Here is a 24209-nt window from a genome sequence, read left to right as displayed (position 1 = left end):
GGCGAAAAAGCCCTGGTGGACATCGGGTGAACGGCTGCCTCGCCATGATCAAAGGGTGGAAGGGATCGCGCAGGTCACAGCCGTCCCGCTACCGTACTGGTTACACGCGCGTCGCTCGTCGAGGCGGGAACACCTGCCCGGTGACACGCGCCGGGCACGGGAATGGGTCGGTGAGCCATGGCCGGGTCGCAGTCCGACGCACGGCTGTCGGATGTCAGGTTCCTGACCGTCGCCGAGGTGGCGACGGTCATGCGGGTCTCCAAGATGACCGTCTACCGCCTCGTGCACAGCGGTGAGCTGACCGCGGTACGGGTCGGCCGGTCGTTCCGGGTGCCCGAGCACGCCGTGCACGAATACCTCCGGGGCGCCTTCCAGGAGTCCGCCTGAGCCCTCGGCGCACCGGTCCGCCGAGTGCGACGAAAAGGGGCATCGACGGGGGCGCGTTGGTCCTGCTGACGCACTCCGGTTAGGCTGGGCCACGACCGTGACCGCTCTCTGGTGTGCCCTGCCCACCACGCTGGTCCGGTCCGTTGTCCGCAAGCGGTCACGGCGCCACCCGTGGTGGTGCCGTCCGGTCCGCCCCGCACGTTGCATCGAAAGGCTTTCGTATGGGCTCGGTGGTCAAGAAGCGCCGCAAGCGCATGGCTAAGAAGAAGCACCGCAAGCTGCTGCGCAAGACCCGCGTCCAGCGTCGCCGTCTCGGCAAGTGACCGGTGCCGGGCAGCAGCCCGGCACCGGCACCACTTGCCAACTGTCGACCCTCGGAGGCTCAGGTGATCAGGCCGCGGACGTCCCGGCTCGATCCCGCCTGCCGCGCTAGGCGCACGACATGACCCCCGGTGACACCTCCGGTGCCCCGGGGGTCGTCGTCGTCACCGGGGTCGGCCGCTGGCTCGGCGCCCACGTGGCCGCCCGGCTCGCCGCCGACGATCGGATCGAACGCGTCATCGGGGTCGACCCGGCACCACCCAACCCCGAGCTGACCGACCTGCTCTCCGACGTCGAACGCATCCGCCTGGACCTCGACTCGCTCGGCGGCCTCCTGCACGACCTCGACGTCGACACCGTGGTGCACCTGGCGCTCGTCACCGCCCCCGACCCGCAGCAGGGCGGCCGGGCGGGGATGAAGGAACAGAACGTCATCGGCACCATGCAGCTGCTCGCCGCCGCGCAACGCGCGCCCCGGCTGCGCAAGCTCGTGGTCCGCTCGTCCACCGCCGCGTACGGGGTGTCGTTCCGCGATCCGGCCGTCTTCACCGAGGAGACCGAGCCGCGCGAGGTGCCGCGCGGCGGTTTCGGCCGCGACATCCTCGACATCGAGGGGTACGTCCGCGGGTTCCGCCGCCGTAGGCCCGACGTCACCGCGACGGTGCTGCGCTTCGCCCCGTTCATCGGGTACGCCGCCGACACCACGCTCACCCGCTACTTCTCCCAGCCCGTGGTGCCCACCGTCTTCGGCCGCGATCCGCGCCTGCAGTTCGTGCACTTCGACGACGCGCTGGAGGTGCTGCACCGGTCCGTCGCCGAGGACCATCCGGGCACGTACAACGTCGCCGGGCCGGGGGTGCTGTCGCTGTCCCAGGCGATCCGCCGGGCCGGCCGGGTGGCGGTGCCGGTGCTGGAACCGGGCCTGGCCGGGGTCGCCGCGATCGCCCGCAGTCTGGGCTTCGGCCGGTACGGCTTGGATCAGGTGGACCTCTTCGTGCACGGTCGGGTGGTGGACACCAGCCGACTGGAGCGGGAGTACGGCTTCACGCCCCGCTCGACCGCCGCCGCGTTCGAGGACTTCATCCGCGCCCACCACGGCGGCGTCGTGGTCACCCGCGACCAGCTCGCCGCCGCCGAGCAGTTGGTGCTGGAGAGCATCAGGCAGGTCCGCTCGACCGTACGGGAGCGTTCGTGAGCAGCCCTGACGAGCGGCGCGACGGGCGCTTCGACGTACCGCTGGGTGTGCCGGATCCGGGCGCGGAGCCGGCGCGGCGCAACGGGCACCGCCGGGTGACCGCGCCGTCCGCCCGCCCGGCGGTGCCGCCGGACGAGCCGGACACCTCCGCCGACGAGCCGGGCGCGGGCGTTGCGGACCCGGCCACGCCCCACCAGCCGGCGAAGAAGACGGTCGCCAAGAAGACCGTCGCCAAGAAGGCGGTGGCGAAGAAGGCGGTGGCTGAGCCGCCCGCCGGGAGCACGCCGGGCGGTGAGACGCAGAACCCCGCCGGGCCGGCGGTGGCCGACCGGCCGGGGGACCACTGGGACCGCAAGGTGGCCCAGGGGCTGGCGTTCCTGCGGCGGCGGCTCGCCGGTGACTACGAGGTCGACGAGTTCGGCTTCGACCCCGACCTGACCGACGCGGTGGTCCACCCGCTGGTCCGGCTGCTCTACCGGGACTGGTTCCGCACCGAGGTCAGCGGCATCGAGCACGTACCGGACGAGGGCGCCGGCCTCGTCGTGGGCAACCACTCCGGCACCGTGGCGCTCGACGCGCTGATCCTCTCCACCGCGCTGCACGACCGGCACCCGGCGCATCGCTACCTGCGGCTGCTCGGCGCCGACCTGGTCTTCCGGATGCCCGTCGTCTCCGAGATCGCCCGCAAGACCGGCGGCACCGTCGCCTGCAATCCGGACGCGGAGCGGCTGCTCGGCAACGGCGAACTGGTGGGCGTGTTCCCGGAGGGCTTCAAGGGCGTCGGCAAGCTCTACGCCGACCGCTACAAGCTCCAGCGCTTCGGGCGGGGCGGGTTCGTCTCGGCCGCGCTGCGCACCGGGACGCCGATCGTGCCGGTCGCGATAGTCGGCGGCGAGGAGATCTATCCGATGCTCGCCGACATCAAGCCGCTGGCCCGGCTGCTCAAGCTGCCGTACTTCCCGGTCACGCCGACGTTCCCCTGGCTGGGTCCGCTGGGCATGGTGCCGCTGCCGAGCAAGTGGCTGATCGAGTTCTGCCCGCCGATCCCGACCGCGCACCTGCGCGACGCGGCGGACGACCCGCTCGTGGTGTTCAACCTCGCCGACCAGGTGCGGGAGACGATCCAGCAGACGCTGCACAAGCTGCTCGAACGCCGGCCGGACCCGTTCGGCCCCTGAGCCGGTTCAGGCGTCGCGGTGGCGGCGCCGGTGCAGCGCCAGGCCGGCCGTGACCGCGCCGGCGAGCAGCCCGGCCGCCGCGGTGGATGGCACGGCGATGCGTACGGCCCGCCGCCCGGTGCGGAAGTCGCGCACGTCCCAGCCCCGCTCGCGGGCCTGCCGCAGCAGCGCCGGATCGGGGTTGACGGCCACCGCCCGGCCGACCGCGCAGAGCATCGGCAGGTCGTTCGCCGAGTCGCTGTAGGCGGCGCACCGGGCCAGGTCCAGCCCTTCCACGGCGGCGAGCTGGGTGACCGCCTCGGCCTTCGCCGGCCCGTGCATCAGGTCACCGACCAGCCGTCCGGTGTACGCGCCGTCGACCACCTCGGCCACCGTGCCGATCGCGCCGGTCAGGCCGAGCCGGGTCGCGATCACCCGGCCGATCTCCACCGGGGCGGCGCTGACCAGCCAGACCCGCTCGCCCGCGTCGAGGTGGCGCTGGGCCAGGCGACGGGTGCCGGCCCAGATGCGCGGCGCCATCAGCTCGTCGAAGATCTCGTCGGCGAGGCGTTCCATGTCGTCGACCCGCCAGCCCTGAACGAAGGCGAGCGCGGCCTCCTTGGCCTGCGACATGTCGCCCGCGTGCTCGGTGGCGAGCAGTCGGAACCGTGCCTGCTGCCAGGCGAACCGGGCCAGGTCGCCGGTGGTGAAGTACTTCCGGGCAGCCAGCCCGCGGGCGAACCAGTAGATCGACGCGCCCTGCATCATCGTGTTGTCCACGTCGAAGAACGCGGCGGCGGTGGGGTCGGGCGTGACAGTGGTCGCCGGCGCCGAGGGGGTCTCCGACCAGCCCGCGGTGTGCCCGTGCGCGTCGGTGCTGACGGTCACCTTCCGGCTCTCGGCCACGGCGACCTCCCTGCCTCGACGACGCGTACGTGCTCCGAGTCGAGCGTATCCGGCACGGTGTGACGGCCGGGTGTCCGCCGGGAGAAGTGTGGCGCGGTAGGCGTCGATCGCTCAGCGGTCGGCCGGACAGGTCGACGGCGCGGGTCCGAGCATGTCGCTGGCCTGCGGCGCGGGCAGCCCGCAGGCGATCGCCTCGCGGAGCGCGTCGGCGCGCTTGCCGGCCGCGTCGAGCAGGGACAGCGAGCGCCGGGTGCGCTCCCGGTCGGCGTAGTCGGGCCGGTCGAGCAGGCCGCTGACCACCCGGCGCTGGCCGGCGAGGAAGGTGTCCACCGCGTCCAGCGCCGCCGGGTCGGAGCGCTGCGCGGCGACGGTGGTCAGCAGGCGTACGCCCTGGCGGGTGTCCGCGTCCATGTCGTCCAGGACGGCGCTGAAGCCGAGCCGGTCGTCGCGGACCGAGGCGGCCTCGTCGAGCCGGGTACGGGCGAAGTCGAGGAAGAGTTGACCGCGGCTGATGTCCGAGCTGGCGAGCGCGAGCTGGGCGCGCTCGGTGGAGCGCTTCATGCCGTACAGGGCGTCACCGGGCAGCGCGTTCTCGCTGGCGGCGGAGATGCCGGAGAGGGCGATCGCCCCGGCGGCCACGCCGACCAGGATCGCGCCCCGGGCCCGCGCCCGGCGGCCGGTGATGGCGGGCAGCAGCGCGCCGCGTACGCCGGAGGTGCCGGTCTTGTCCGGCGCGCCGACGCCCTCGCGTTCGACGGTGGCCACGAGCATCGCCCGCAGGCCGGTACGGAACTCGGCGTCCACCTCGACGTCGGGCCGCTCGGCGGTGATCCGGCGGCTCACCTCGACGAGCGCGGTGAGTTCACCGTCCGCCTTGGACCGGACGTGGTGCCGGCGTCCGCCGTTGGCCTCGTCGAGGAGTTGCGCGAAGCGCTCGGCTCGCCGACGGGAGAAGAGGTCGCTGTCCACCGCGGCACCCCCTCTCGCTGGTCACGGCCGGGCGGCCGTCGTCGTCACCAGCGACCGGTGGCAGCGTGTGGCCCGAAGCCGACCGGAACGGCCGACCTGACCCGCCGGACCGGGTGGCCCGGGGGACGCCGGGACAACCACTGGTCGCACCCGGAGAAACGGACCGCGCCGGTCGCCGGTTACGGCTGGGGCGGCGGCGAAATCACCGGGAGTGAGGGGCGGGGTGGGGTACGTCGGGCATGCGACACCGCCCGGCGAGCGTGCGCCGGCCGGGTCGGACCGATCAGGAGTGGAACCCGTCGGGCAGCAGCCGGGCCAGCGCCCGGACCGCCCGGTATTGCAGAGCCTTGATGGCACCCTCGTTCTTGCCCATGGCGCGGGCCGTCTCGGCCACCGAGAAGCCCTGGAGGAACCGCAGCACGATGCACTCCTGCTGCTCCGGATTGAGCTGCTTGACGGCGGTGAGCAGGGCGACATTCGTGATGTGCTCCACCACCGCGGCCTCGGGGCTGCCCTCGGGCCCGCGGTCCTCCCGGTCGGCGTCCAGGACGTCACCGGTGGTGACCTCCAGCCGGTAGCGCCCGGACTTGAAGTGGTCGGCGACCAGGTTGCGGGCGATGGTGACCAGCCAGGCACCGAGGTCGCGTCCCTGCCAGGTGAAGCTGCCGATCCGCTTGAGCGCCCGCAGGAACGTGTCGGAGGTGAGGTCCTCGGCGAGCTGGCGGTTGCCGACCCGGAAGTAGACAAACCGGAAGACGGTGTCGACGTACCTGTCGTAGATCAGCCCGAACGCCTCGGACTCGCCCGCCTGCGCGCGTTCGACCAGCGTCCACACCTCGGTGGCCGGGTCGGACGGGTCGGGGCGGCTGGGGAAGCCGGTGGCGGGCGCGGCCGGTACGGCGGGCAGGACGGCGGTGTCACCCGCGGTCACCGCCGGCAGGATCGCGGTCTCGGCGGCGGACGGCTCGGTCCCGGTCGCCGCGTCGCCGCGTCGCGCCTGGGCCGGCATCGTGGGGCGGGCCGGGCTGCCCAGGCGGCCGGTCGTGGGCTTCGCGTTGCCGCCCGGGGTCGCGGGGCGGGGTGGTGCCTCGTTCGTGTGGTGCGCGCGGCTGCGGACACGCCGCCCGTCGCCGCGTACCGCGAGCTGGCCGTCGGCGCTCCGCGGGCCGGGGTCCGCGCGCTCGTTGAGCGGGTTGCGCTGGGCCGGGCCGGTGACGCCGGCCGGTCGTTCGGCGTAACCGAAGGTGGTCACCGCGCCTCCCCAGGCTTGGCGGACAGTGACCGCGCCGGAGGACCGGGTAACACCCGGTCGGGCACGGCCGGGTCGGGACGTGCCGACGGGCGGCAGATCCCCTTGAGGTGCTGGTCCAATGCGCTCACGGGCACGGGGGCCTCCTCGGGCTGAGGGGTGTCGACTCACGGCAAATGGGGTGAGCCGACCCGAGTGATGATAGGGCCAACGTCACCCACGCGTGGCAAGTCCGTTACACAGAGCGGAAGTATTTCCCGCCAGGTCGCACACATGGCGGACCGGTTGTCCGTCGCGTGTGGTTGACTTTCGCGCCGGAACCTGGTCCGCAGTGGAAAGTCCTGGTCGGAGCCGATTTTCTTTTCGCTCGGCGTGTCGCGGCAGCGGTGCGGCCGGGTCACTTCCGGCTGTCCGCCCGGGCGCCGTTGGAGATCCTCATCCCGTGGCTAGGAATCCCACCGTACGGCAATTGCAGTCCCGTGCGGCGGACCCGGCGCCGTGTCCGGGCATGGCCTGTCGGACACCGCTGTGCCAGACTCAGCCACCGTGCAGGACGCCGCCGAAAGCTCCGCGCCGAACCTCGCCGACCGGCTCCGCCACGCCGCCGAACAGCGGGGCGACCGGGCCGCGCTGCACTGGCGCGACCGGACGCTGACCTGGTCCGAGCTGGACGACGCGGTCACCACCACCGCCCGCGCGCTGCTCGCCGACGCGCCACCGGCCGACGGAACCGGCCACCCGCACCGGGTGGCGATCGCGTTCGGCAACACGCCGGACTTCGTGGTCACCTACCTCGCCGCGCTCCGGGCCGGTCTGGTGGCCGTACCTGTCAACCCCGCGCTGACCGCCCGCGAACTGCGGCACGTCCTCGCCGACTCCGGCGCGGCCGTGCTGGTCGGTGCGCCCGAGGTGACCGGCCGCGTGGACGCCTCCGAACTGCCCGCGCTGCGTACCGTGCACACCACGCCGCCGGTGGCCGGCGACGACACCCCGGCCGGGTTCCCGGCCCGCTCCGGCGACGACCTCGCCGTCCTGCTCTACACCTCCGGCACCGAGGGGCGGCCCAAGGGCGCGATGCTGTCGCACCGGGCCCTCGCCGCCAACCACGACCAGGTCGACCGCATCGAACCACCGGTGGTCGGCCCCGACGACGTCGTGCTGCTCGCCCTACCGCTGTTCCACGCGTACGGGCTGAACTCCGCGCTCGGCGCCGTCGTGCGGCACGGCGCGACCGGGGTGCTCGTCGACGAGCCCGGCCCGGCCGGAGCGCTGGACGACATCGCGCGGCACCGGGTCACGGTGCTCGTCGGCGTACCGTCGATGTTCCTGACCTGGGCCGAGGCGGCGCGCGACCCGGCCGCGGCGCTCGCCTCCGTGCGCGTCGCGGTGTGCGGCGCGGCGCCGCTGCCGCTCGCGGCCGGGGCGCGTTTCACCGAGCTGACCGGGCATCCGGTGCACGTCGGATACGGGCTCACCGAGACCGCGCCGGTGCTCACCTCGACGCTCGTCGGCGGCGAGCCGAAACCGGGGTCGATCGGCCGCCCGCTGCCCGGTGTCGGGCTGCGCCTGGTCGGGTCCGACGGCACCGAGCTGTGGCGCGACGGGGTGCCCGCCGAGGCCCCCGACGAGGACGAGATGGACCTCTCCGACGAGGCGACTGGCACCGACCCCGGGCAGATCGTGGTACGCGGGGAGAACCTGTTCGCCGGTTACTGGCCGGACGGGCGGGGCGGGCCGGACCCGGACGGCTCGTGGGCGACAGGCGACGTGGCGTACGCCGACGGCGACGGAGACCTGTTCCTGGTCGACCGGCTCGGCGAGCTGATCCTGGTAAACGGCTTCAACGTCTACCCGCACGAGGTGGAGCTGGTGCTCCGGGCCCACCCCGGCGTGGCCGAGTCGGCAGTCCTCGGTGTGCCGCACCCGCGGACCGGCGAGACTGTGCGGGCGTACGTGGTCCGGGCGGCCGGCCCGCCGGTGACGGCGGAGGACCTGCTCGCACACTGCGCGCGTAACCTGGCCCGGTTCAAGTGCCCGACCGCCGTCGAGTTCGTCGACAGCCTGCCGTACTCGGCGATCGGCAAGGTACGCAAGACCGAGCTGCGCCCGGCGCCCGCGGTGCCGTCGCCGGCGACGCCGACCGAGATCCGCACGGAGGTATCCGATGTCCAGTGACCCGAGGCTCATCCTGATCACCCGCCCCGGCTGCCACCTGTGCGACGACGCCAAGGCCGCGCTCGACCGGGTGGTGGCGGTCACCGGCGACCGGTGGGTCGAGCGGGACGTCACCGGCGACCTGGAGATGGAGCGCGACTACGGCGACCGGCTGCCGGTGGTGCTGCTCGACGGCAAGGAGCACGGCTACTGGCGGGTCGAGGAGGACCGGCTGCTGCGCGACCTGACTACGCCGCAGCTCTAGCACTATGGTGCTCGGGTGACGGGTATGCGACGCCACCTCGTGTGGGACTGGAACGGAACGCTCCTCGACGACCTCGACCTGGTGGTCCAGGCCACGAACGTCGCCTTTGCCAGCGCCGGCGGACCGGCGGTCACCGCCGCCGAGCACCGGGTGCGGTTCCGGCGGCCGATCGCCGACTACTACGCCGAGATGCTCGGCCGAGCCGTGGACGCCGAGGCGTTCGGTGCGCTCGACCGGGTCTTCCACGACGCGTACCGGGCCGGGCTGACCACCTGCGCCCTGGCCGCCGACGCCACCACGGCGATCGAGTCGTGGGAGGGCAGTCAGTCGCTGCTGTCCATGTGGTTCCACGACGAGCTGGTGCCGACAGTGCACACGTACGGGCTGACCCCGCACTTCCGCCGGGTGGACGGGCTGCGTGCCACGATCGGCGGCGGGCACAAGGCCGAGTGGCTGGAGAAGCACCTGGCCGAGCTGGGGCTGGGCGGGCACGAGGTGGTGCTGATCGGCGACTCGCTGGACGACGCCGACGCGGCCGCCTCGGTCGGCGCCCGCTGCGTCCTCTACACCGGGGGCCTGTCCGACCCGGACCGGCTGCGCGGCAGCGGCCACCCGGCCGCCGACACGCTCACCGAGGCGGTGACGCTGGCCCGCACGCTGCCCTGACCGGTCCGGGTCAGGCGCGCAGGTGGGCCAGCACGGCCAGGACGCGGCGGTGATGGGTGGTCGCATCAGGGGGCAGGTCCAGCTTGGTGAAGATGTTGCGGACATGCTTCTCCACCGCGCCGTCGCTGACCACGAGCGTCCGGGCGATGGCGGTGTTCGAGCGGCCCTCGGCCATCAGCGCCAGGACCTCGCGCTCGCGCGGGGTCAGCGACGCCAGCGGGTCGTCGCGCCGCCGCCGGACCAGCAACTGGCTGATCACCTCCGGGTCGAGCACGGTGCCGCCGGCGGCCACCCGGGCCAGGCCGTCGAGGAACTCGTCGATCGCGGCGACCCGGTCCTTGAGCAGGTAGCCGATCCCGCCGCCGCCCCCGCCCGCGGTGTCCAGCAGGTCGTCGGCGTACGACACCTCGACGTACTGGGACAGCACCAGGATCGGCGTACCAGGCACCCGGCGGCGGGCCTCCACCGCGGCTCGCAGTCCCTCGTCGGTGTGTGACGGCGGCATCCGCACGTCCACCACCGAGACGTCGGGCCGGTGCGCCACGACCGCCGCGACCAGCGCGTCACCGTCACCGACGGCCGCCACCACCTCGTGCCCGTACTCGGTCAGCAGCCGGACCAGCCCCTCCCGGAGCAGTACGGCGTCGTCCGCGATCACCACCCGCATGGGTCCGGTGTCTATCACGCCCGGACCCGGCGCCGGGCCGGCGGTCCGGATGCCGGGCGCGGCGCGTCACCTCGGCAGTTCGGCGTGGACCCGGGTCGGGCCGCCGGCCGGGCTGTCCACCTCGAGCGTGCCGCCGGCCGCCCGGACCCGGTCGGCGATGCCGCTGAGCCCGTGGCCCTTGGCCAGGTGCGCGCCGCCGGCGCCGTCGTCGATGACGGTGATCTCCAGCCGGCCCACCTTCCGGGTGACCTCCACCCGGCAGGTGTTCGCCCGGCTGTGCTTCGAGACGTTCGTCAGGGCCTCGGCCACCACGAAGTACGCGGTGCTCTCCAGCCCCGGGTCGAGCCGTCCGGCGGCGGTGCCCAGGTCGTCGTCCACGGCCAGCTCGGTAGGTACGAGCGCGCGGGCGGCGAGCGCGGCGAGCGCGCTGGGCAGGCCCCTGTCGACCAGGATCGGCGGCGCGATGCCCCGGGACAGGGCGCGCAGCTCGTCCAGCGTCTCCCGGGTCTGCGCGACCGCCTCGTCGAGCGTCTGCCGGGCCGCCTCCGGGTCGGCGGCGAGCTGGTGGCGGGCCCGGCCGAGGTCCATTGCGAGCCGGACCAGCCGCTGCTGCGGGCCGTCGTGGATGTCGCGCTCCAGCCGGCGCAGCGCGACCGCCTCGGCCGAGGCGGCGGCCCGCTTCTGCTCCTCCAGCGTGATGATCCGCTGCCGCATCTCGGCCACGCCGGTGAGCAGCGAGTACGCCAGCCCGGCCTGGAGCCGGGCGCAGCCGCGCGCCACCAGCGGGAGGGTGAACAGGGCGAACACCCCGATAGCGGTGTTCAGGGCGATCCGCGCGCCCGCGCCGTCACCCATCCCGAGGAGCTGGCTCAGGTCCTGGTCGTCGACGCCGCGCGGGATGGCCCAGTCGTAGACGACGTAGAGCGTGCCGCCCAGCGCCAGCACCCACCAGACCACGAGCAGCACGAACGTGGGTAGCGCGACGAGCAGCCGGACGAACGCGTGCAGCAGGTCCAGCCACGACTGCGCGTCCCGGATCGGGGTGAACACGCGGCGCCAGAACCCGGCGCCCGGCTCGGGGGTCCGGTAGACCGGGCGTACCCGGGGCCGGTCCAGCACCCCGGCGAGCCGCAGCCGCTCGATGTCGGCCAGCCCGCGGGCCGCGTAGAGGAAGCCGGCGAGGATCGGCAGGCCGAGCGTGGTCACCAGCAGCCCGGCGCTGAGTGCGATCCCCACCACGGCGAGCACGAAGCTGACGATCGCCAGCGGGAGGCCCACGAGCACGTAGGTGGTGTCGCGGGCGAGGCGGCGCAGGAGCCCGTGGACGGGGGACAGCGGAGTGGGCGCGGTGGCCGGTGGTGCTGCGGTCATGAGTCGAGGCTATGGGCGCGTGCCCCGCCCACCCATCCCGCACGCTGGCCTCTTCGGGGTGGGGTTCTCCCTACTGAAAACGTGAGACTCGCCTCGCCACGCCGGTCACGGAGCGCTACGGGCCCCGCGCGATTGGTCAGGGAAGTCTGGATTGAGCAATAATCGCCACGCGCCGCCGAGAGACGCGGTTGATCGATCTTGCGGGAATGGAGGGGCAGGTGAAGGCGCGTCGCGAGCTTTCAAGATCGCGATTTGTGCACCCCTTCACAAACACCTACTCTGTAGTTCCGACGCGCCCTGCTAGCACAGCCGGCAATCTCGGTCGCCAGCGGGAGTCCCGAAACGACCGGCCCCCGTCGCTGGTCGAGGATCGCACCGCACGGAGTCTCATGAGCCAGCACCGTCAACCAGGCGCGCCCGGTCGCACCGGTGCCGTACCGGCACTTCCGGAGCTGCCCGAGGCGACCGTGTCCCGGCTCCCGGAATACCTGCGTGCGCTGCACGCACTCGCCGACGCCGGGCATGAGACGGTGTCCAGCGAGGGCCTGGCGAACGCCGCGGGCGTCAACTCCGCGAAGCTCCGCAAGGACCTGTCCCACCTCGGCTCGTACGGCACCCGCGGCGTCGGCTACGACGTCGCGCTGCTCGTCGACCAGATCTCCTCGGTGCTCGGGCTCACCCAGTGCCGCGCCGTCGCGCTCGTCGGCGTGGGTAATCTCGGTCACGCCCTGGCCGGCTACGACGGTTTCGCCAACCGCGGATTCCGCATCGCCGCGCTCGTCGACGCCGACCGGTCCCGCGTCGGCGAAGTGATCAACGGCCTGGTCGTACGGCACGTCGACGAGCTGCCCCGGATCGTCGCCGAGGAGTCGATCTCGATCGGCGTCATCGCCACGCCCGCCCCGGCCGCCCAGGCGGTCGCCGACCAGTTGGTCGCCGTCGGCGTGACGAGCATCCTCAACTTCGCGCCGTGCGTACTCTCGGTTCCGGACGGGGTCGACGTGCGCAAGGTCGACCTCGCCATCGAGCTGCAGATCCTGTCCTTCCACGAGCACCGCAAGGCATCGCTGACCGCGCTCCCCGCCACCGGCGGGTCCGCCCTCACCGCCCTGCCCGGCGGACTCGCGGCAACCGACACCCAGGAGGCGATCGGCACGTGAAACTGCTCGTCGTCGGCGCGTCCTACCGCACCGCCCCGGTCGCCACCCTGGAACAGCTGGCCGTCCCGCCCGCCGACCTCACCCGCACGCTGGATCGCCTGATCGCCCAGCCGTACGTCGCCGAGGCCGTCCTGGTCTCCACCTGCAACCGGGTGGAGGTCTACGCCGCCGTCTCCGGGTTCCACGGCGGACTCGGCGACATCTGCGCGGTCCTCGCCGACCAGGCCGGCTGCCAGCCCGCGGCGCTCGCACCGCACCTCTACGTGCACTACGACGCCGCCGCCGTGGACCACGTCTTCCGGGTGGCCGCCGGTCTCGACTCGATGGTGGTGGGCGAGGCGCAGATCCTCGGCCAGCTCCGCGACGCGTACCACTCCGCCGGTGGCGCCGACTCGGCCGGTCGCCTGCTGCACGAGCTGATGCAGCAGGCGCTGCGGGTCGGCAAGCGCGCACACGCCGAGACCGACATCGACCGGGCCGGGCAGAGCGTCGTCACCGCCGCCCTCGACCTCGCCGCCGAGCTGCTCGACGGCGACCTGGCCGGCCGGCCCGCCATGGTGGTCGGCGCCGGCGCGATGGGGTCGCTGGGCGTAGCCACGCTGTCCCGGCTGGGCGCCGGCCCGCTCACCGTGACCAACCGGGGCGCCGCCCGTGCCGTCCGGCTCGCCGAGTCGTACGGCGCGTCCGCCGTACCGATGGCCGAGCTGATCACCGCGCTCGCCGCCGTCGACGTCGTGGTCGCCGCCACCGCCGCCACCGAGCCGGTGCTCACCCGCGACGTGGTGACCCGGGCGCTGGCCCGCCGGGACGCCGGCCGCGGCCCGCTGGTCCTGCTGGACCTGGCCGTCCCGCGCGACGTCGAGCCCGGCGTCGACGAGCTGCCCGGCGTCGAGGTGATCGACATCGACCGGATGGCCGCCGTCCTCGCCGACGGACCGGCCGCCGCCGACGCCGCCGAGGTGGCCCGGATCGTCACCGGTGAGGTCGAGGCGTTCCTGAGCTGGCTGCGCGGCGCCGACGTCGCGCCGACGGTGGCCGCCCTGCGCGGCCGGGCCGAGGACGTCGTCAGCGCCGAGCTGCGCCGGCTCGGCCAGCGCCGCCCCGACCTAAGCGACGACCAGCGCGCCGAGGTCGCCCGCACCGTGCACCGGGTCGTGCAGCGCCTGCTGCACCAGCCGACCGTACGGGTCCGCCAGCTCGCCGCCGAGCCCGGCGGTGACCAGTACGCGGCGCTGCTGCGCGAACTGTTCGACCTGGACGTCCCGCAGACGTCCCCGGTCGACACCGTCCCCGATGTGGTCGCCACCGACCTCGACGGCCGGCCGTCGTTCGACGCCGCCGACGTCCCGCCCACCGGAGGTGCGCGATGACCGCCCCCCTTCGCCTCGGTACCCGGGGCAGCGCCCTGGCGATGGCCCAGTCCGGCCACGTCGCCGAGGCCCTCACCGCGGCCACCGGCCGGCCGGTCGAGCTGGTCGAGGTGGTGACCGCCGGCGACCGGTCCACCGCCCCGGTGCAGCGGCTCGGCGTCGGCGTGTTCGTGTCCGCGCTGCGCGACGCGCTGACCGCCCGCGAGATCGACTTCGCCGTCCACTCGTACAAGGACCTGCCCACCGCGGCGGCGCCCGGCCTGCACGTCGCGGCCGTACCGCCCCGGCAGGACCCGCGTGACGCGCTGGTGGCGACGAACGGCCGTACGCTCGCCGAGCTGCCGCCCGGCGCCATCGTCGGCACCGGCGCGCTGCGCCGGATCGCCCAGCTGCACGCGCTGGGTATGCAGTTGGAGGTCACCCCGATCCGAGGCAACATCGACACCCGGCTCGGCCGGGTGCTCGGCCCGGACGCCGACCTCGACGCCGTCGTGCTCGCCCGCGCCGGGCTCAACCGGATCGGCCGCGCCGACGTCATCACCGAGACGCTCGACCCGATGCTCATGCTGCCCGCGCCCGCCCAGGGTGCGCTGGCCGTCGAGTGCCGGGCCGACGACCAGGACGTGATCGAGCTGCTCGCGCTGCTCGACCACGCGCCGTCCCGTGCCGCGATCACCGCGGAACGGGCGCTGCTGGCCACCCTGGAGGCAGGGTGCAGCGCACCCGTGGCCGCGTACGCCGTCCTCGCCGAAGGCGAGCCCACCGACGAGGGCGACGTCAATCAGGAGATCTACCTGCGCGGTGCGGTGATCAGCCCGGACGGTTCGCGTGACCTCCGGCTGTCCCGCACCGGAACGCCCGCCGACGCGGCGGAGATCGGCAAGGCACTCGCCGCCGAACTCCTCGAACTCGGCGCCGACTCGATCCTCGGCCAGGACGCACAGGCCGGCCCGGGGACCCAGCAACTTGGGAGCACAGAATGACCCGCACCCGTAAGCCCGTAGGCCAGATCGCCTTCGTCGGGGCCGGACCCGGCGACCCGGGCCTGCTGACCCGCCGGGCGCTGGACGCCCTGGTCGACGCCGACCAGGTGGTCTACGACCGGGGCGTACCCGAGTCGCTCCTGGCGCACGTCCGCGCCCAGGCCCGGCCGGACGCCGAGTTCAGCCCCGCCGAGGGCGTACCGGGGGACGTGGCGAAGGTGCTGATCTCCGCGGCCCGGGCCGGGCAGAACGCCGTGCACCTCGTCTCCGGTGACCCGTTCGGCCACGACTCGGTGGTCAAGGAGGTGCAGGCGGTCGCGCGTACCGCCGCGCACTTCGAGGTGGTGCCGGGCGTCGGCCAGGCCGAGGGCGTGGCCACCTACGCGGGTGTCCCGCTGCCGGGCGTACGCACCGCCGCCGACGTCGAGGACGTCACCGCGCTGGACTTCGAGGCGCTCGCCACCGCCGTCGGGCGGGGTTCGCTGGCGCTCGCCGTGGACGCCGGTGACCTGGCCGCCGTCCGGGACGGCCTGCTGGCCGCCGGGGTCGACGGCACCACAGCGGTCGGGGTGACCGGCGACGGCACCGGCGAGACGCAGTACACCACCACGTCGAGCGTGGACTCCTTCGTCGCGGCGGCGCTCGGCTTCACCGGCCGGGTGGTGCTCACCGTCGGCGCCGCAGTCACCGACCGCGACAAGCTGAGCTGGTGGGAGAACCGCCCGCTGTACGGCTGGAAGGTGCTGGTGCCCCGCACCAAGGAGCAGGCCGGCGTGATGAGCGCACGGCTGCGCGCGTACGGGGCGATCCCGTGCGAGGTGCCGACCATCGCGGTCGAACCGCCGCGTACCCCGGCGCAGATGGAGCGGGCCGTGAAGGGCCTGGTCGACGGCCGGTACGCCTGGGTCATCTTCACCTCGGTGAACGCGGTCCGGGCGGTGTGGGAGAAGTTCGCCGAGCACGGTCTGGACGCCCGCCACTTCGGCGGCGTGAAGATCGCCTGCATCGGTGACGCCACCGCCGAAGCCGTCCGCGCCTTCGGCATCCAGCCCGAGCTGATCCCCTCCGGGGAGCAGTCCTCCGAGGGCCTGCTGGCCGAGTTCTCGCCGCACGACGAGATCCTCGACCCGGTGGGCCGGGTGCTGCTGCCGCGCGCCGACATCGCCACCGAGACGCTTGCCGCCGGGCTCACCGAGCGCGGCTGGGAGGTCGACGACGTGACCGCGTACCGGACCGTGCGGGCGGCGCCGCCGCCCGCCGAGATCCGCGACGCGATCAAGTCGGGCGGGTTCGACGCGGTGCTGTTCACCTCGTCGTCCACGGTGCGGAACCTCGTCGGTATCGCCGGGAAGCCGCACGCCCGGACCGTTGTTGCAGTGATCGGGCCCAAGACGGCGGAGACCGCCACCGAGTTCGGCCTGCGCGTCGACGTGCAGCCGCCGCACGCCTCGGTACCCGACCTGGTGGAGGCGCTCGCCGCCTACGCCGTCGAGCTGCGGGAGAAGCTCGCCGCCATGCCGGCGAAGCAGCGCCGGGGCTCCAAGGTGCAGGGCCCGACCGCCCTGCGGTTCCGCTGACAGGAGGCCCCGTCATGCCGTACCCCGAGATCCGGCCCCGCCGGCTGCGCCGCAACGCGGCCGTGCGGCGGCTGGTCTCCGAGACCCGCGTCGACCCGGCCGAGCTGGTCGTGCCGATGTTCGTCAAGGAGGGCCTGACCGAGCCGCGGGCCATCGCGTCGCTCCCGGGGGTGCTCCAGCACTCCCGGGACTCGCTGCGCAAGGCCGCGGCGGAGGCGGTCCAGGCCGGGGTCGGCGGGATCATGCTGTTCGGGGTGCCCGAGACGCGGGACGAGACCGGCTCCGGCGGCATCGACCCGGCCGGCGTGCTCAACACGGCGATCCGGGACGTGATCGCCGAGGTCGGTGACTCGACTGTCGTGATGAGCGACCTGTGCCTGGACGAGTTCACCTCGCACGGGCACTGCGGTCTGCTCACCCCGGACGGTGGGGTCGACAACGACGCCACGCTCGCCGCGTACGCCGACATGGCGGTGGCCCAGGCCGCCGCCGGGGTCCACGTGGTCGGGCCGTCCGGGATGATGGACGGCCAGGTCGGTGTGGTCCGCAAGGCGCTGGACGCCGCCGGGCACCAGGACGTCTCGGTGCTTGCGTACGCGGTGAAGTACGCCTCCGCCTTCTTCGGCCCGTTCCGCGACGCCGTGGAGTCGGCGCTGGAGGGGGACCGGTGCACCTACCAGCAGGACCCGGCGAACCTGCGCGAGTCGCTGCGCGAGGTCGAGCTGGACGTGGCCGAGGGCGCCGACATGGTGATGGTCAAGCCGGCGCTGCCCTACCTCGACGTGGTGTCGGCGGTCCGGGACGCGGTGAACGTCCCGGTCGCCGCCTACCAGGTCTCCGGCGAGTACGCGATGGTCGAGGCGGCCGCCGCGAACGGCTGGATCGACCGGGAGCGGGTGATACTGGAGACGCTCACCTCGATCCGCCGGGCCGGCGCCCAGATCATCCTCACCTACTGGGCCGTCGAGGCCGCCCAGTTGCTGCGCGAGCGTTACTGACCACTGCTCGGCCGGGTGGTCCGTCTGCTGCCGCCACGTGCGGCGGCAGGGCTCGGCTCGCCGTCCTCCGGTTTCGCCCTCCTCGTTGTGGTCGCCGCACGTTGTCCACAGCCCAAGGCGGTCACTCAGCGTATTCTTTCGGCTGGCGGGACACTTCCCCCCTCGCCGACTTTGCTCTGCAGCCATTGGCGCAACTGTCACGAATCGTGAGCGCTGCGTCGGTGGCTGCAGAGCAAAGTGTGCCGAGGTAGTTATCCTTGCCGCCGCGATCGCGAGGCTTGTGTCCGCTTAAGTCGCTTTTATGCCGCGGCCGGGTCGCTCGCTCTGGTGGCAGCCAGTAACTCTGCGTAAGAGTCACTCTGTGTGTGCTGGCGGTCGCTGCCATGCGAGTTGGACGTCGCATCCCGGGTTTTCCACAAGGGCGGGGAGCGGGGTTGCCCGGTCGGTGCGGGAGACGGGACCGTGGGCGGCGTGACAGACATCGCCGACACCGAGCCGGAGGCGCCCACCGCGCCCACCGCGCCCACCGCGCCCGGCGCACCTGGCGTGCCCACCGCATCCGGCGCGCCCGCCTCGGCGGCGGCGGACGGCGGGCCGGCGCTGCTCACCGAGCCGTTCGACGTGCCGTTCCCGGCGCCGGGGATCGTCCGGGCGGTGCGTCGCCGGGCCGATACCAGCCAGCGTGAGCTGGCCCGGTTCGCCCGGGTGCATCCGAGCACGATCGGGCGTATCGAGGCGGGGACGCTGACGCCGAGCCTGGCCATGCTGTCGCGCATCGTCGGCACGGCCGGCTTCCGGCTCGTGGTCGTCGACGAGGCCGGCCGGGTGCTCAAGCCGATGCGTGACCGGGCCGACCTGCGCGACGGCGCGGAGCGGCGGTACCCGTCCCACCTCGACATCGTCACCGACCCCGAGCCGGGGGAGTGGTGGGCCGACCGGTACGGGCTGGCCCGCCCGCCGGAGACGTTCTACCGCAACCGGGAGGTCCGGGACTGGCTGCGCCGCCGCAGCCAGTGGGAGGTGCGGGTGGCCAAGTACCGGAGCGTGCCGCCCCCGCCCGACCCGCAACGGTGCGGATACCGCGGCGGCCCGCCGATCCGCCCATGAGGGGATCGACGGGCCGCCGCGCGGCACACCGCTCAGTCGTCGTTCAGGATCGTCCCGACGCCGGACGGGTCGGCCAGCCGCAGGCCCGGCACGCCGGCCACGTACAGCGTGAGCTTCTCGTCCGCCTCGCGCTTACGGTCGCCGCGCACGGTGACCGGGAACGTCAGCGAGGTCCGGCCCGCGGCCAGCACCCGGCAGCCCACGTACGGGTCGTAGTCCGACCCGGCCTGGGCGGTGGTGCCGTAGGTGGTGGCGCAGATCAGGGCCGGCTCGGACAGCGGGCGGGACACGGTGACGGTGAACGTCATCGTGCTGGTGCCCTTGTCGCCCTCGGTGACCGAGGTGTCCGCGACCCGCAGCGAGGCGCGCGACCGGAACCGGGCCACCTGCGGGTCGTGGTCGCTGGCACCCCGGTCGCCCAGCTCCGGCGCGTCGGTCGGGTAGTCGGCGTTGATGTGCGCCGTCCGTACCTGCACCAGGTCGTCGTGCATCGGGTCGTTCACGAACAGGTTGTCCAGCGTCTGCGCCTGGCCGCTGAAGGTGTACGAGTACGCCGACGCGGGCGCGTCCTTCACCAGGTCGTCCCAGAGGTTGTGCAGCCCGGCCTCGTACAGCGGGGCGAGCTGGTCCGACGGCGTCGGGTTCTGGGCGGTGGCGATCGGGTCGTCCGGGCGGGGGAAGACGTTCAGGTCGCCGCCGTACACCACGCGGGCGTTCGGATCGCTCGCCTCGACCGCCTGCACGATTGCCGCACCGTACGCGGCCTGCTCACGGCGCTGCCCGACCCGGCTGTCCGGCCCGGACGAGAAGTGGTTGGCGACCGCCCAGAGCGTGAACCGCTCGCTCGACCCGGGACCGGCCTTCACAGTGAACCGGGCCACCTGCGCCGCGCGGGTGTAGACGTTGCTGCCGTCCACCCCGGTCGACCGGTCCACGTCGGCCGGCAGCACCGCGTTGAGCGCCTTGGGGTTCTGCACGTCGGCGTTGGACGGCAGCGCCGCCGAGCGGTACTGGACCGTCGGGGCGGAGCCCAGCAGCGGGTCCGCGGCGGTCGCCTCGGCCAGCGTCAGCCGGTCGGTGCGGTAGAGGAACGCCGAGGCGATGCCGCGGGCGTCCGCGCCGGTCCGGTCGTACGCGGCGGCGTACGCCGGGCCGCCGTTCGCCGCGATGGCGAGCGCCAGCTCCTGCACGGTGTCCGGCGCGCCGTCGGCGTTGTTGGTGTCGCCACAGGCCAGAGCGCCGTCGACCACCGAGCAGATGTCCTGGTCCTCGGCCTCCTGCACCAGGATCAGATCCGGGCTGTGCAGCGACTGGACGATCTGCCGGGCCTGCACTGCGAGCTTGGCGGCGTACGCCTCCGGGCTCGCCGGCACGTAGTCGAACGGCGGGCTGACGCCGGGGCAGCCGGTGTTGCCGGCGAAGTCGCAGCCGTCGAACGGGTCGTCCCGGTAGTCGTACAGGTTCTCCACGTTGTAGGTGGCGATCGCTACCTCGCTGCCGCGGTCGGCCGGCTGCGGCGGGTGGTTCGCGGCCGGGTCGGCGCCACCGGTCAGGGTGAGCTGCTCGGGCTGCACGCTGTACTTGCTGAAGGCGTACGAGACGGAGCCGTAGGCGTCCTCGGTGAGCGTGTCGAACGTGCGCGCCTCGGGCAGCAGCGCCCGGGAGTCACCGGCGGTCGCCTTCACGCCGCCCGCACCCAGCAGGATGCGCTGGTTGTTGCCGTTGTCGAACAGCGTGCCGGGGATGTCGTCGAGCGGGTGCGCGTCCCGGAACACCCGGCGGGCGTACGGGTCGGACCGCTTCATGATCGGGTCCTCGCGGTCCAGTACGTAGATCTCGGAGTCGGCGGTGGAGGAGTAGATGTGCCGGGGCGCGGACACGCCGCTGCCGGCGCGTACCCGCATCCGCTCGCCCTCGTGCCGCTCCCAGAACAGGTCGGCGGCGGCCGCCTCGGCCGGCGGGACCGCGTCGTCGACCCGGACGGCGGTGTCCACGTCGAGGCCGGAGTCCAGCTTGCGGACCAGCGAGGCGCCGGAGAGCTGGGTCTGGTTGAAGTACTCGGAGACCCGGCCGCGCAGCACGACCTCGTCGCCGACGGTCGGGGCGTACCCGCCGATCAGCGTGGTGAACGAGCCCATGAAGACGAACAGGCCGTCGGAGGTCAGCGGGTCGCCGTCCTCGCTGCCGAGCCGGCTCTGGAGGTAGAAGCCCCACTGGTCGGCCCCGGCCGAGCTGCGGGTCAGCGACATGCCGGTGATGACGCCGCGTACGTCGTACAGCGTGGAGCTGGTGCCGTTGCCGCTGGCCGGCGCGAGCGGCGACCGGTCGGTGCGACCGTCCTCGTCGCCGGCGGTGCGGCCCTGCACCTCGCCGATCGACAGCACGCTGGTGGCCTGCACGGTGAGCGTGCAGGTGGCGCTGTCGCCGTCGGTGTCGGTGGAGGTCACGGTGACCGCGTAGCCACCCGCAGGCAGGCCGGTGGCGGTCAGCGTCGCGGTGGCCGTGCCGCCGTCGGCGGTCGCCGGGGTGAACGCGGTACGGCTGATCGAGCCGCTCGCCGGCACCGGCACGACCGAGGTGACCACCAGGTCGGTGATCGTGTCGTCGGCGTCGGTAGCGGTCACCTCGCGGGTCGCGGTGGCGCCCGCCGACAGCGTCAGCGCGCCGCCGCAGTTCAGGGTGGCCGGCTGGTCGACCGGTCCGCCGCCGCCGACGGTGTGGCTGCCCAGCCCGTCGAACGTGTCGGTGGCGAAGCCGGCCCACTGCGCGGCCGGATCGAACGGGTCCGCCGGGTCGGTGTCGCCGGCGGTCACCGAGGGCAGGCGACGCAGCGTGTTGTCGGCGGTGCTGGTCAGCCCGCTGCCCCACTCGGTGCCCGGGTCGACGCCGACCTGGCCGAGGGAGTCGACCACCGTGCCGCCCTTGCGCAGCACTATGGCGTCGTCGCCGTTGAACAGCGAACCGGAGTACGTCTGGTCGGCCTGGGCGAGGATCGCCGGCGCGGCCGCCGCGGCGGCGAAGACGAACACGTCACCGGCGGCGACGGTCCCGGTGAGGGCCACGTTGGTCGAGGTGGTGGCGCCGTTGAAGAAGAGCTGGAGCTGGTAGCCGCCGGCGGCCAGGTCGATCGGGGCGCCCGTGCCGTTGTACAGCTCGACGGCCTTGTTGTTCGACGATCCCTCGACGTACTCCGAGATGAAGAGGTCGGTGGGCGCGGCGCTGGCCGCGGTGGGTGCGACAGCGATCGCCGTGAGGGTGACGGCGGCGGTGGTCGCGAGCGCGGCGAGGGTGCGGCGCGGGCGCATGGGGCCTCCACGATGGGTGGACAGGAACTAACGAACGTTAAGGCTCTCGTGGGTACACCGTCCAGCCCTTCGATGGCCGGGCGGTGAACGGTCAGCGGTGACTGTCCAGCCGGTGCACCAGTTCGGCGACGTCCACACCGTATTCGCACCAGTCGCGGTCGGGGCGGTAGCCCAGCTCGGCGTTGACCTTCAGCATCGACTCGTTGTCCTGCGCGTTCCAGGTCTGCACCTCGGCCACCTCGGGCTCGGCCGAGCGCAGCTCCAGCAGCATCCGCGCCTTGATGGCCCGGTCGATGCCGTAGCCGCGGTGGTCGTGGACGACGATCGTGTCGTACTGGTCGGCCCGGGTCGGGTGCTGCGCCGGCACCACCACCTCGGTCAACCCGGCCACCTCGCCGGTCTGCTCGTGCAACGCCAGCACGATGTACGGCTTCATGCCGCGCCGGTGCAGCGTGGCGAGGCTGTCGCGCAGCCGGTCCGGGTCGTAGGAGCTGGGCCGCAGCTCCACGTCGTCGGAGTCGCGCACCTCGGCCTTGGCCCGCGCGTACGCCTCGATCAGTTCGTCCGGCGGGCCACCCGGCCAGAACTCCACGCGGTAGCCCGCGCCGACCTCGGCGGCCATCTCGGTGAGCGCCGGCCAGTCCACCGAGCGCAGGTCGAGCACGCTGCGGGTCTCCACGTAGTCGCGGGTGAAGCCCAGCGACTCGTAGAACCCCACGGCCGGGGTGTCGCCGACCACCTCCACGCCGATCGACTGGAAGCCCTCGTCCCAGACCCGGCGGGCGGCCACCCGCACCAGCTCACGGCCGATCCCGCTGCGCCGGACTGCCGGGTGCACCAGCACCTCGAGCACGCCGATGCCGCCGAGCAGCAGCACGTGCACATGGCCGAGGATCGCGCCGGGCGTGCCGTCCGGGGCGGCGTCGTCCTGCGCGACCCACGAGATCCGCCGCTCGCCGGGCATCACCTCGGACAGATACTCCCGCATGGAGCTCTCCCGCCAAGGCGGGTCCTGCGGCAGATCGGCCGCCAGGACCGCGTTCAGCGTGTCCAGCAGGGACGCGATCTCGGCGGACGACGCGGTCCTGGGATCCCACTCGCGCACCATCACCCGTCTAGCTTGCCGTCAACGGCAGCCGGGGGGAAGGGTTCAGTCCGCGAATGTACGCGAGCCGTCACCTCACGTTGCGGCTGAGCCTGCCGTACTCGTCGGCCTTGTCGAAGACGGCCTGGGCGTACCGACGCACATCGTTGTAGGACAGGATGGCGCCCCACCAGTCACCCGGGATGGTCATGTTCCGGCCGCCCTTGCACAGGTAGAGCCCGGCGGCCAGCGCCGCGTCGTCGATGTCGTGCGGGTTCTTCACCCCGTCGCCGTCCGCGTCCGCGCCGATCTCCTGCCAGGTGGTGGGGATGAACTGCATCGGTCCGAGCGCCCGGTCGTGGACCCGGTCGCCGTCGAGCAGCCCCTGGTCGGTGTCGAGGATGCGGGACCGGCCGCCCTGCCCGTCGAGCGGCTCTCCCCTGATCTCCGGCAGGGCCCGGCCGTCGGCCTGCAGCGTGGCGCCGTTCGCCGCGCCGTGGCGCGACTCGACGTACCCGATGGCGGCCAGCGTGGTCCAGCTCAGCTGGCACCCACGGTTGGTCTGGGCGAGCACCAGTTCGGCGTACGCGTACGCCTGGAGCGCCACCACGGGGACGCCGGTCACCGCGCTGACCCGCTGCGCCCAGCCGGTGAGCGCGTCGGCCGGGCGCCCGGCGGGCAGCACCGGGGCGGTGGTCGCACCGGGCAGCGGCGTGCCGGTGGGCGCGGCGGTGCCGGGCAGGCCGGTCAGTTCCGGCAACAGCGGCGTGGCGGGCGCCGCCGCGGTCTGCGGCACGCTCTGCGACGGCGTGGCCTCGGCGACCGTCTCCGGCCGGTCGACCGCCGCCGGCACGACCACCGCACCGGCGGTGGCGGCGGCGGCGACCAGGGCGAGCAGGAACAGCGCGGGCAGCGTGGTGCGCCCGCCGGGCCGCCGGGACCAGGCACGGGTGCCCCGGGCGGCGCCGACGACGAGCTGCCTCGGGCGCGTCCGGACGGCGTGCGCGAACGGCATCCGCCGACGCCGCCCGCCGCTCTCGGCCGCCGCCTCGGCCTTCGTCCCCGGTGCGGAATCCGGCTGCTCGTCCCCGCCCGACCCGGGCTCGGCGTCTGCCTTCGCGCCCGGTTCTGGCTGCGGCTTCTCATCGGGCTCGGCGTCCGCGTCGGGCTCGGCGTCCGGCTTTATCTGCGGCTTCCCGACCGACTCGGCGCCGGCCTTGCGGGGCCGCGGGATGGCGAGGGTGCCGTCGTCGGGTGGCGCGGCGGGTCGCAGGGGCCGGGCCGTCGCTCGCCGTTCGCCGTCCACCACCCGTCGAGT

21 protein-coding genes are annotated in these 24209 nt (G+C 73.6%); 13 read left to right on the top strand and 8 right to left on the bottom strand.

Annotation, left to right across the window (positions count from 1 at the left end):
* Positions 1-177 precede the first annotated feature (177 nt).
* The 4 genes from IRY44_RS18355 to IRY44_RS18340 all read left to right on the top strand — a co-directional run bounded on the left by IRY44_RS18355 (position 178) and on the right by IRY44_RS18340 (position 3081).
* Positions 178-387 carry a helix-turn-helix domain-containing protein gene (locus tag IRY44_RS18355; RefSeq protein ID WP_013288759.1) on the top strand — a complete coding sequence of 70 codons (210 nt, stop codon included), beginning with the start codon at positions 178-180 and terminating at the stop codon, positions 385-387.
* Positions 388-608: 221 nt separating this feature from the next.
* Positions 609-710, top strand: coding sequence for a 30S ribosomal protein bS22 (locus tag IRY44_RS18350; protein ID WP_007465623.1), 102 nt, complete (start codon positions 609-611; stop codon positions 708-710).
* 119 nt (positions 711-829) lie between these two features.
* Entirely contained in the window at positions 830-1903 is a 1074-nt protein-coding gene (locus IRY44_RS18345; RefSeq protein ID WP_194801521.1) for an NAD-dependent epimerase/dehydratase family protein, read from the top strand.
* 320 nt (positions 1904-2223) lie between these two features.
* A complete protein-coding gene (locus tag IRY44_RS18340; RefSeq protein ID WP_030269196.1) occupies positions 2224-3081 on the top strand; it encodes a lysophospholipid acyltransferase family protein in 858 nt (285 codons plus the stop codon).
* Positions 3082-3087: 6 nt separating this feature from the next.
* On the opposite strand, the gene IRY44_RS18335 is transcribed toward IRY44_RS18340, so the two are convergent.
* The 3 genes from IRY44_RS18335 to IRY44_RS18325 form a co-directional block, all read right to left on the bottom strand.
* Positions 3088-3966, bottom strand: coding sequence for an HAD family phosphatase (locus IRY44_RS18335; RefSeq protein WP_194801520.1), 879 nt, complete (start codon positions 3964-3966; stop codon positions 3088-3090).
* Between the two features lie 111 nt (positions 3967-4077).
* On the bottom strand, positions 4078-4935 hold the full coding sequence (locus IRY44_RS18330; RefSeq protein WP_194801519.1) for a DUF5667 domain-containing protein: 858 nt from the start codon (positions 4933-4935) through the stop codon (positions 4078-4080).
* A 283-nt stretch (positions 4936-5218) separates the two neighbouring features.
* The gene (locus IRY44_RS18325) at positions 5219-6187 is read right to left on the bottom strand and encodes an ECF subfamily RNA polymerase sigma factor, BldN family (protein ID WP_194801518.1); all 969 of its coding nucleotides are present in this window, start codon (positions 6185-6187) and stop codon (positions 5219-5221) included.
* A 495-nt stretch (positions 6188-6682) separates the two neighbouring features.
* On the opposite strand from IRY44_RS18325, the gene IRY44_RS18320 reads away from it, so the two are divergent.
* Genes IRY44_RS18320 through IRY44_RS18310 form a run of 3 tightly spaced genes read left to right on the top strand, consistent with a single transcriptional unit; the run spans position 6683 to position 9269 of the window.
* Positions 6683-8359 (top strand): AMP-binding protein, encoded by a 1677-nt coding sequence (locus IRY44_RS18320; protein ID WP_194801517.1) that lies wholly within the window; start codon positions 6683-6685, stop codon positions 8357-8359.
* The gene (locus IRY44_RS18315) at positions 8349-8603 is read left to right on the top strand and encodes a glutaredoxin family protein (RefSeq protein WP_013288752.1); all 255 of its coding nucleotides are present in this window, start codon (positions 8349-8351) and stop codon (positions 8601-8603) included. The genes IRY44_RS18320 and IRY44_RS18315 overlap by 11 nt, the downstream gene beginning before the upstream one ends.
* A gap of 24 nt (positions 8604-8627) precedes the next feature.
* The gene (locus tag IRY44_RS18310; RefSeq protein ID WP_194801516.1) at positions 8628-9269 is read left to right on the top strand and encodes an HAD family hydrolase; all 642 of its coding nucleotides are present in this window, start codon (positions 8628-8630) and stop codon (positions 9267-9269) included.
* 10 nt (positions 9270-9279) lie between these two features.
* On the opposite strand, the gene IRY44_RS18305 is transcribed toward IRY44_RS18310, so the two are convergent.
* Together IRY44_RS18305 and IRY44_RS18300 are read right to left on the bottom strand one after the other, a co-directional pair.
* Entirely contained in the window at positions 9280-9936 is a 657-nt protein-coding gene (locus IRY44_RS18305; protein ID WP_194801515.1) for a response regulator transcription factor, read from the bottom strand.
* A gap of 66 nt (positions 9937-10002) precedes the next feature.
* The gene (locus IRY44_RS18300; protein WP_194801514.1) at positions 10003-11307 is read right to left on the bottom strand and encodes a sensor histidine kinase; all 1305 of its coding nucleotides are present in this window, start codon (positions 11305-11307) and stop codon (positions 10003-10005) included.
* A 389-nt stretch (positions 11308-11696) separates the two neighbouring features.
* Between IRY44_RS18300 and IRY44_RS18295 the strand changes: the two genes are divergently transcribed.
* The 6 genes from IRY44_RS18295 (at position 11697) to IRY44_RS18270 (ending at position 18502) form a co-directional block, all read left to right on the top strand.
* Positions 11697-12467 (top strand): redox-sensing transcriptional repressor Rex, encoded by a 771-nt coding sequence (locus tag IRY44_RS18295; RefSeq protein ID WP_194801513.1) that lies wholly within the window; start codon positions 11697-11699, stop codon positions 12465-12467.
* On the top strand, positions 12464-13837 hold the full coding sequence (locus IRY44_RS18290; RefSeq protein ID WP_194801512.1) for a glutamyl-tRNA reductase: 1374 nt from the start codon (positions 12464-12466) through the stop codon (positions 13835-13837). The genes IRY44_RS18295 and IRY44_RS18290 overlap by 4 nt, the downstream gene beginning before the upstream one ends.
* On the top strand, positions 13834-14820 hold the full coding sequence (gene hemC / locus IRY44_RS18285) for a hydroxymethylbilane synthase (protein ID WP_194801511.1): 987 nt from the start codon (positions 13834-13836) through the stop codon (positions 14818-14820). Before IRY44_RS18290 ends, hemC begins: the two co-directional genes overlap by 4 nt.
* Complete coding sequence (locus IRY44_RS18280) at positions 14817-16397, top strand: uroporphyrinogen-III synthase (RefSeq protein WP_194801510.1); 1581 nt, start codon at positions 14817-14819, stop codon at positions 16395-16397. The genes hemC and IRY44_RS18280 overlap by 4 nt, the downstream gene beginning before the upstream one ends.
* Positions 16398-16411: 14 nt before the next feature.
* Positions 16412-17395: a porphobilinogen synthase gene (gene hemB / locus IRY44_RS18275; RefSeq protein ID WP_194801509.1), complete on the top strand. Its 984-nt coding sequence runs from the start codon at positions 16412-16414 to the stop codon at positions 17393-17395.
* Between the two features lie 471 nt (positions 17396-17866).
* On the top strand, positions 17867-18502 hold the full coding sequence (locus IRY44_RS18270) for a multiprotein-bridging factor 1 family protein (protein WP_370584965.1): 636 nt from the start codon (positions 17867-17869) through the stop codon (positions 18500-18502).
* 32 nt (positions 18503-18534) lie between these two features.
* Here IRY44_RS18270 and IRY44_RS18265 read toward each other — a convergent pair whose 3' ends face one another.
* The 3 genes from IRY44_RS18265 to IRY44_RS18255 all read right to left on the bottom strand — a co-directional run bounded on the left by IRY44_RS18265 (position 18535) and on the right by IRY44_RS18255 (position 24200).
* Complete coding sequence (locus tag IRY44_RS18265; protein WP_194801507.1) at positions 18535-21807, bottom strand: lamin tail domain-containing protein; 3273 nt, start codon at positions 21805-21807, stop codon at positions 18535-18537.
* A 91-nt stretch (positions 21808-21898) separates the two neighbouring features.
* Positions 21899-22915 carry a GNAT family N-acetyltransferase gene (locus IRY44_RS18260; RefSeq protein ID WP_194801543.1) on the bottom strand — a complete coding sequence of 339 codons (1017 nt, stop codon included), beginning with the start codon at positions 22913-22915 and terminating at the stop codon, positions 21899-21901.
* Positions 22916-22982: 67 nt separating this feature from the next.
* Positions 22983-24200, bottom strand: a complete 1218-nt coding sequence (locus tag IRY44_RS18255) for a murein transglycosylase (RefSeq protein WP_370584964.1) — start codon at positions 24198-24200, stop codon at positions 22983-22985.
* Positions 24201-24209: the final 9 nt, after the last annotated feature.

This window comes from Micromonospora sp. ANENR4 (assembly GCF_015354395.1).
GTDB lineage: Bacteria > Actinomycetota > Actinomycetes > Mycobacteriales > Micromonosporaceae > Micromonospora > Micromonospora aurantiaca.
Note: the sequence above shows the minus strand (reverse complement) of the source record. Positions and strands in the feature narration are given on the sequence as shown.

Bases quoted from the DNA above. Each gene is read 5' to 3' on its own strand.
- IRY44_RS18355 (WP_013288759.1), top strand. From the start codon at position 178: ATGGCCGGGTCGCAGTCCGACGCACGGCTGTCGGATGTCAGGTTCCTG.
- IRY44_RS18350 (WP_007465623.1), top strand. From the start codon at position 609: ATGGGCTCGGTGGTCAAGAAGCGCCGCAAGCGCATGGCTAAGAAGAAG.
- IRY44_RS18345 (WP_194801521.1), top strand. From the start codon at position 830: ATGACCCCCGGTGACACCTCCGGTGCCCCGGGGGTCGTCGTCGTCACC.
- IRY44_RS18315 (WP_013288752.1), top strand. From the start codon at position 8,349: ATGTCCAGTGACCCGAGGCTCATCCTGATCACCCGCCCCGGCTGCCAC.
- IRY44_RS18310 (WP_194801516.1), top strand. From the start codon at position 8,628: ATGCGACGCCACCTCGTGTGGGACTGGAACGGAACGCTCCTCGACGAC.
- IRY44_RS18305 (WP_194801515.1), bottom strand. From the start codon at position 9,936: ATGCGGGTGGTGATCGCGGACGACGCCGTACTGCTCCGGGAGGGGCTG.
- IRY44_RS18300 (WP_194801514.1), bottom strand. From the start codon at position 11,307: ATGACCGCAGCACCACCGGCCACCGCGCCCACTCCGCTGTCCCCCGTC.
- IRY44_RS18295 (WP_194801513.1), top strand. From the start codon at position 11,697: ATGAGCCAGCACCGTCAACCAGGCGCGCCCGGTCGCACCGGTGCCGTA.
- hemC (WP_194801511.1), top strand. From the start codon at position 13,834: ATGACCGCCCCCCTTCGCCTCGGTACCCGGGGCAGCGCCCTGGCGATG.
- IRY44_RS18280 (WP_194801510.1), top strand. From the start codon at position 14,817: ATGACCCGCACCCGTAAGCCCGTAGGCCAGATCGCCTTCGTCGGGGCC.
- hemB (WP_194801509.1), top strand. From the start codon at position 16,412: ATGCCGTACCCCGAGATCCGGCCCCGCCGGCTGCGCCGCAACGCGGCC.
- IRY44_RS18265 (WP_194801507.1), bottom strand. From the start codon at position 21,807: ATGCGCCCGCGCCGCACCCTCGCCGCGCTCGCGACCACCGCCGCCGTC.
- IRY44_RS18260 (WP_194801543.1), bottom strand. From the start codon at position 22,915: ATGGTGCGCGAGTGGGATCCCAGGACCGCGTCGTCCGCCGAGATCGCG.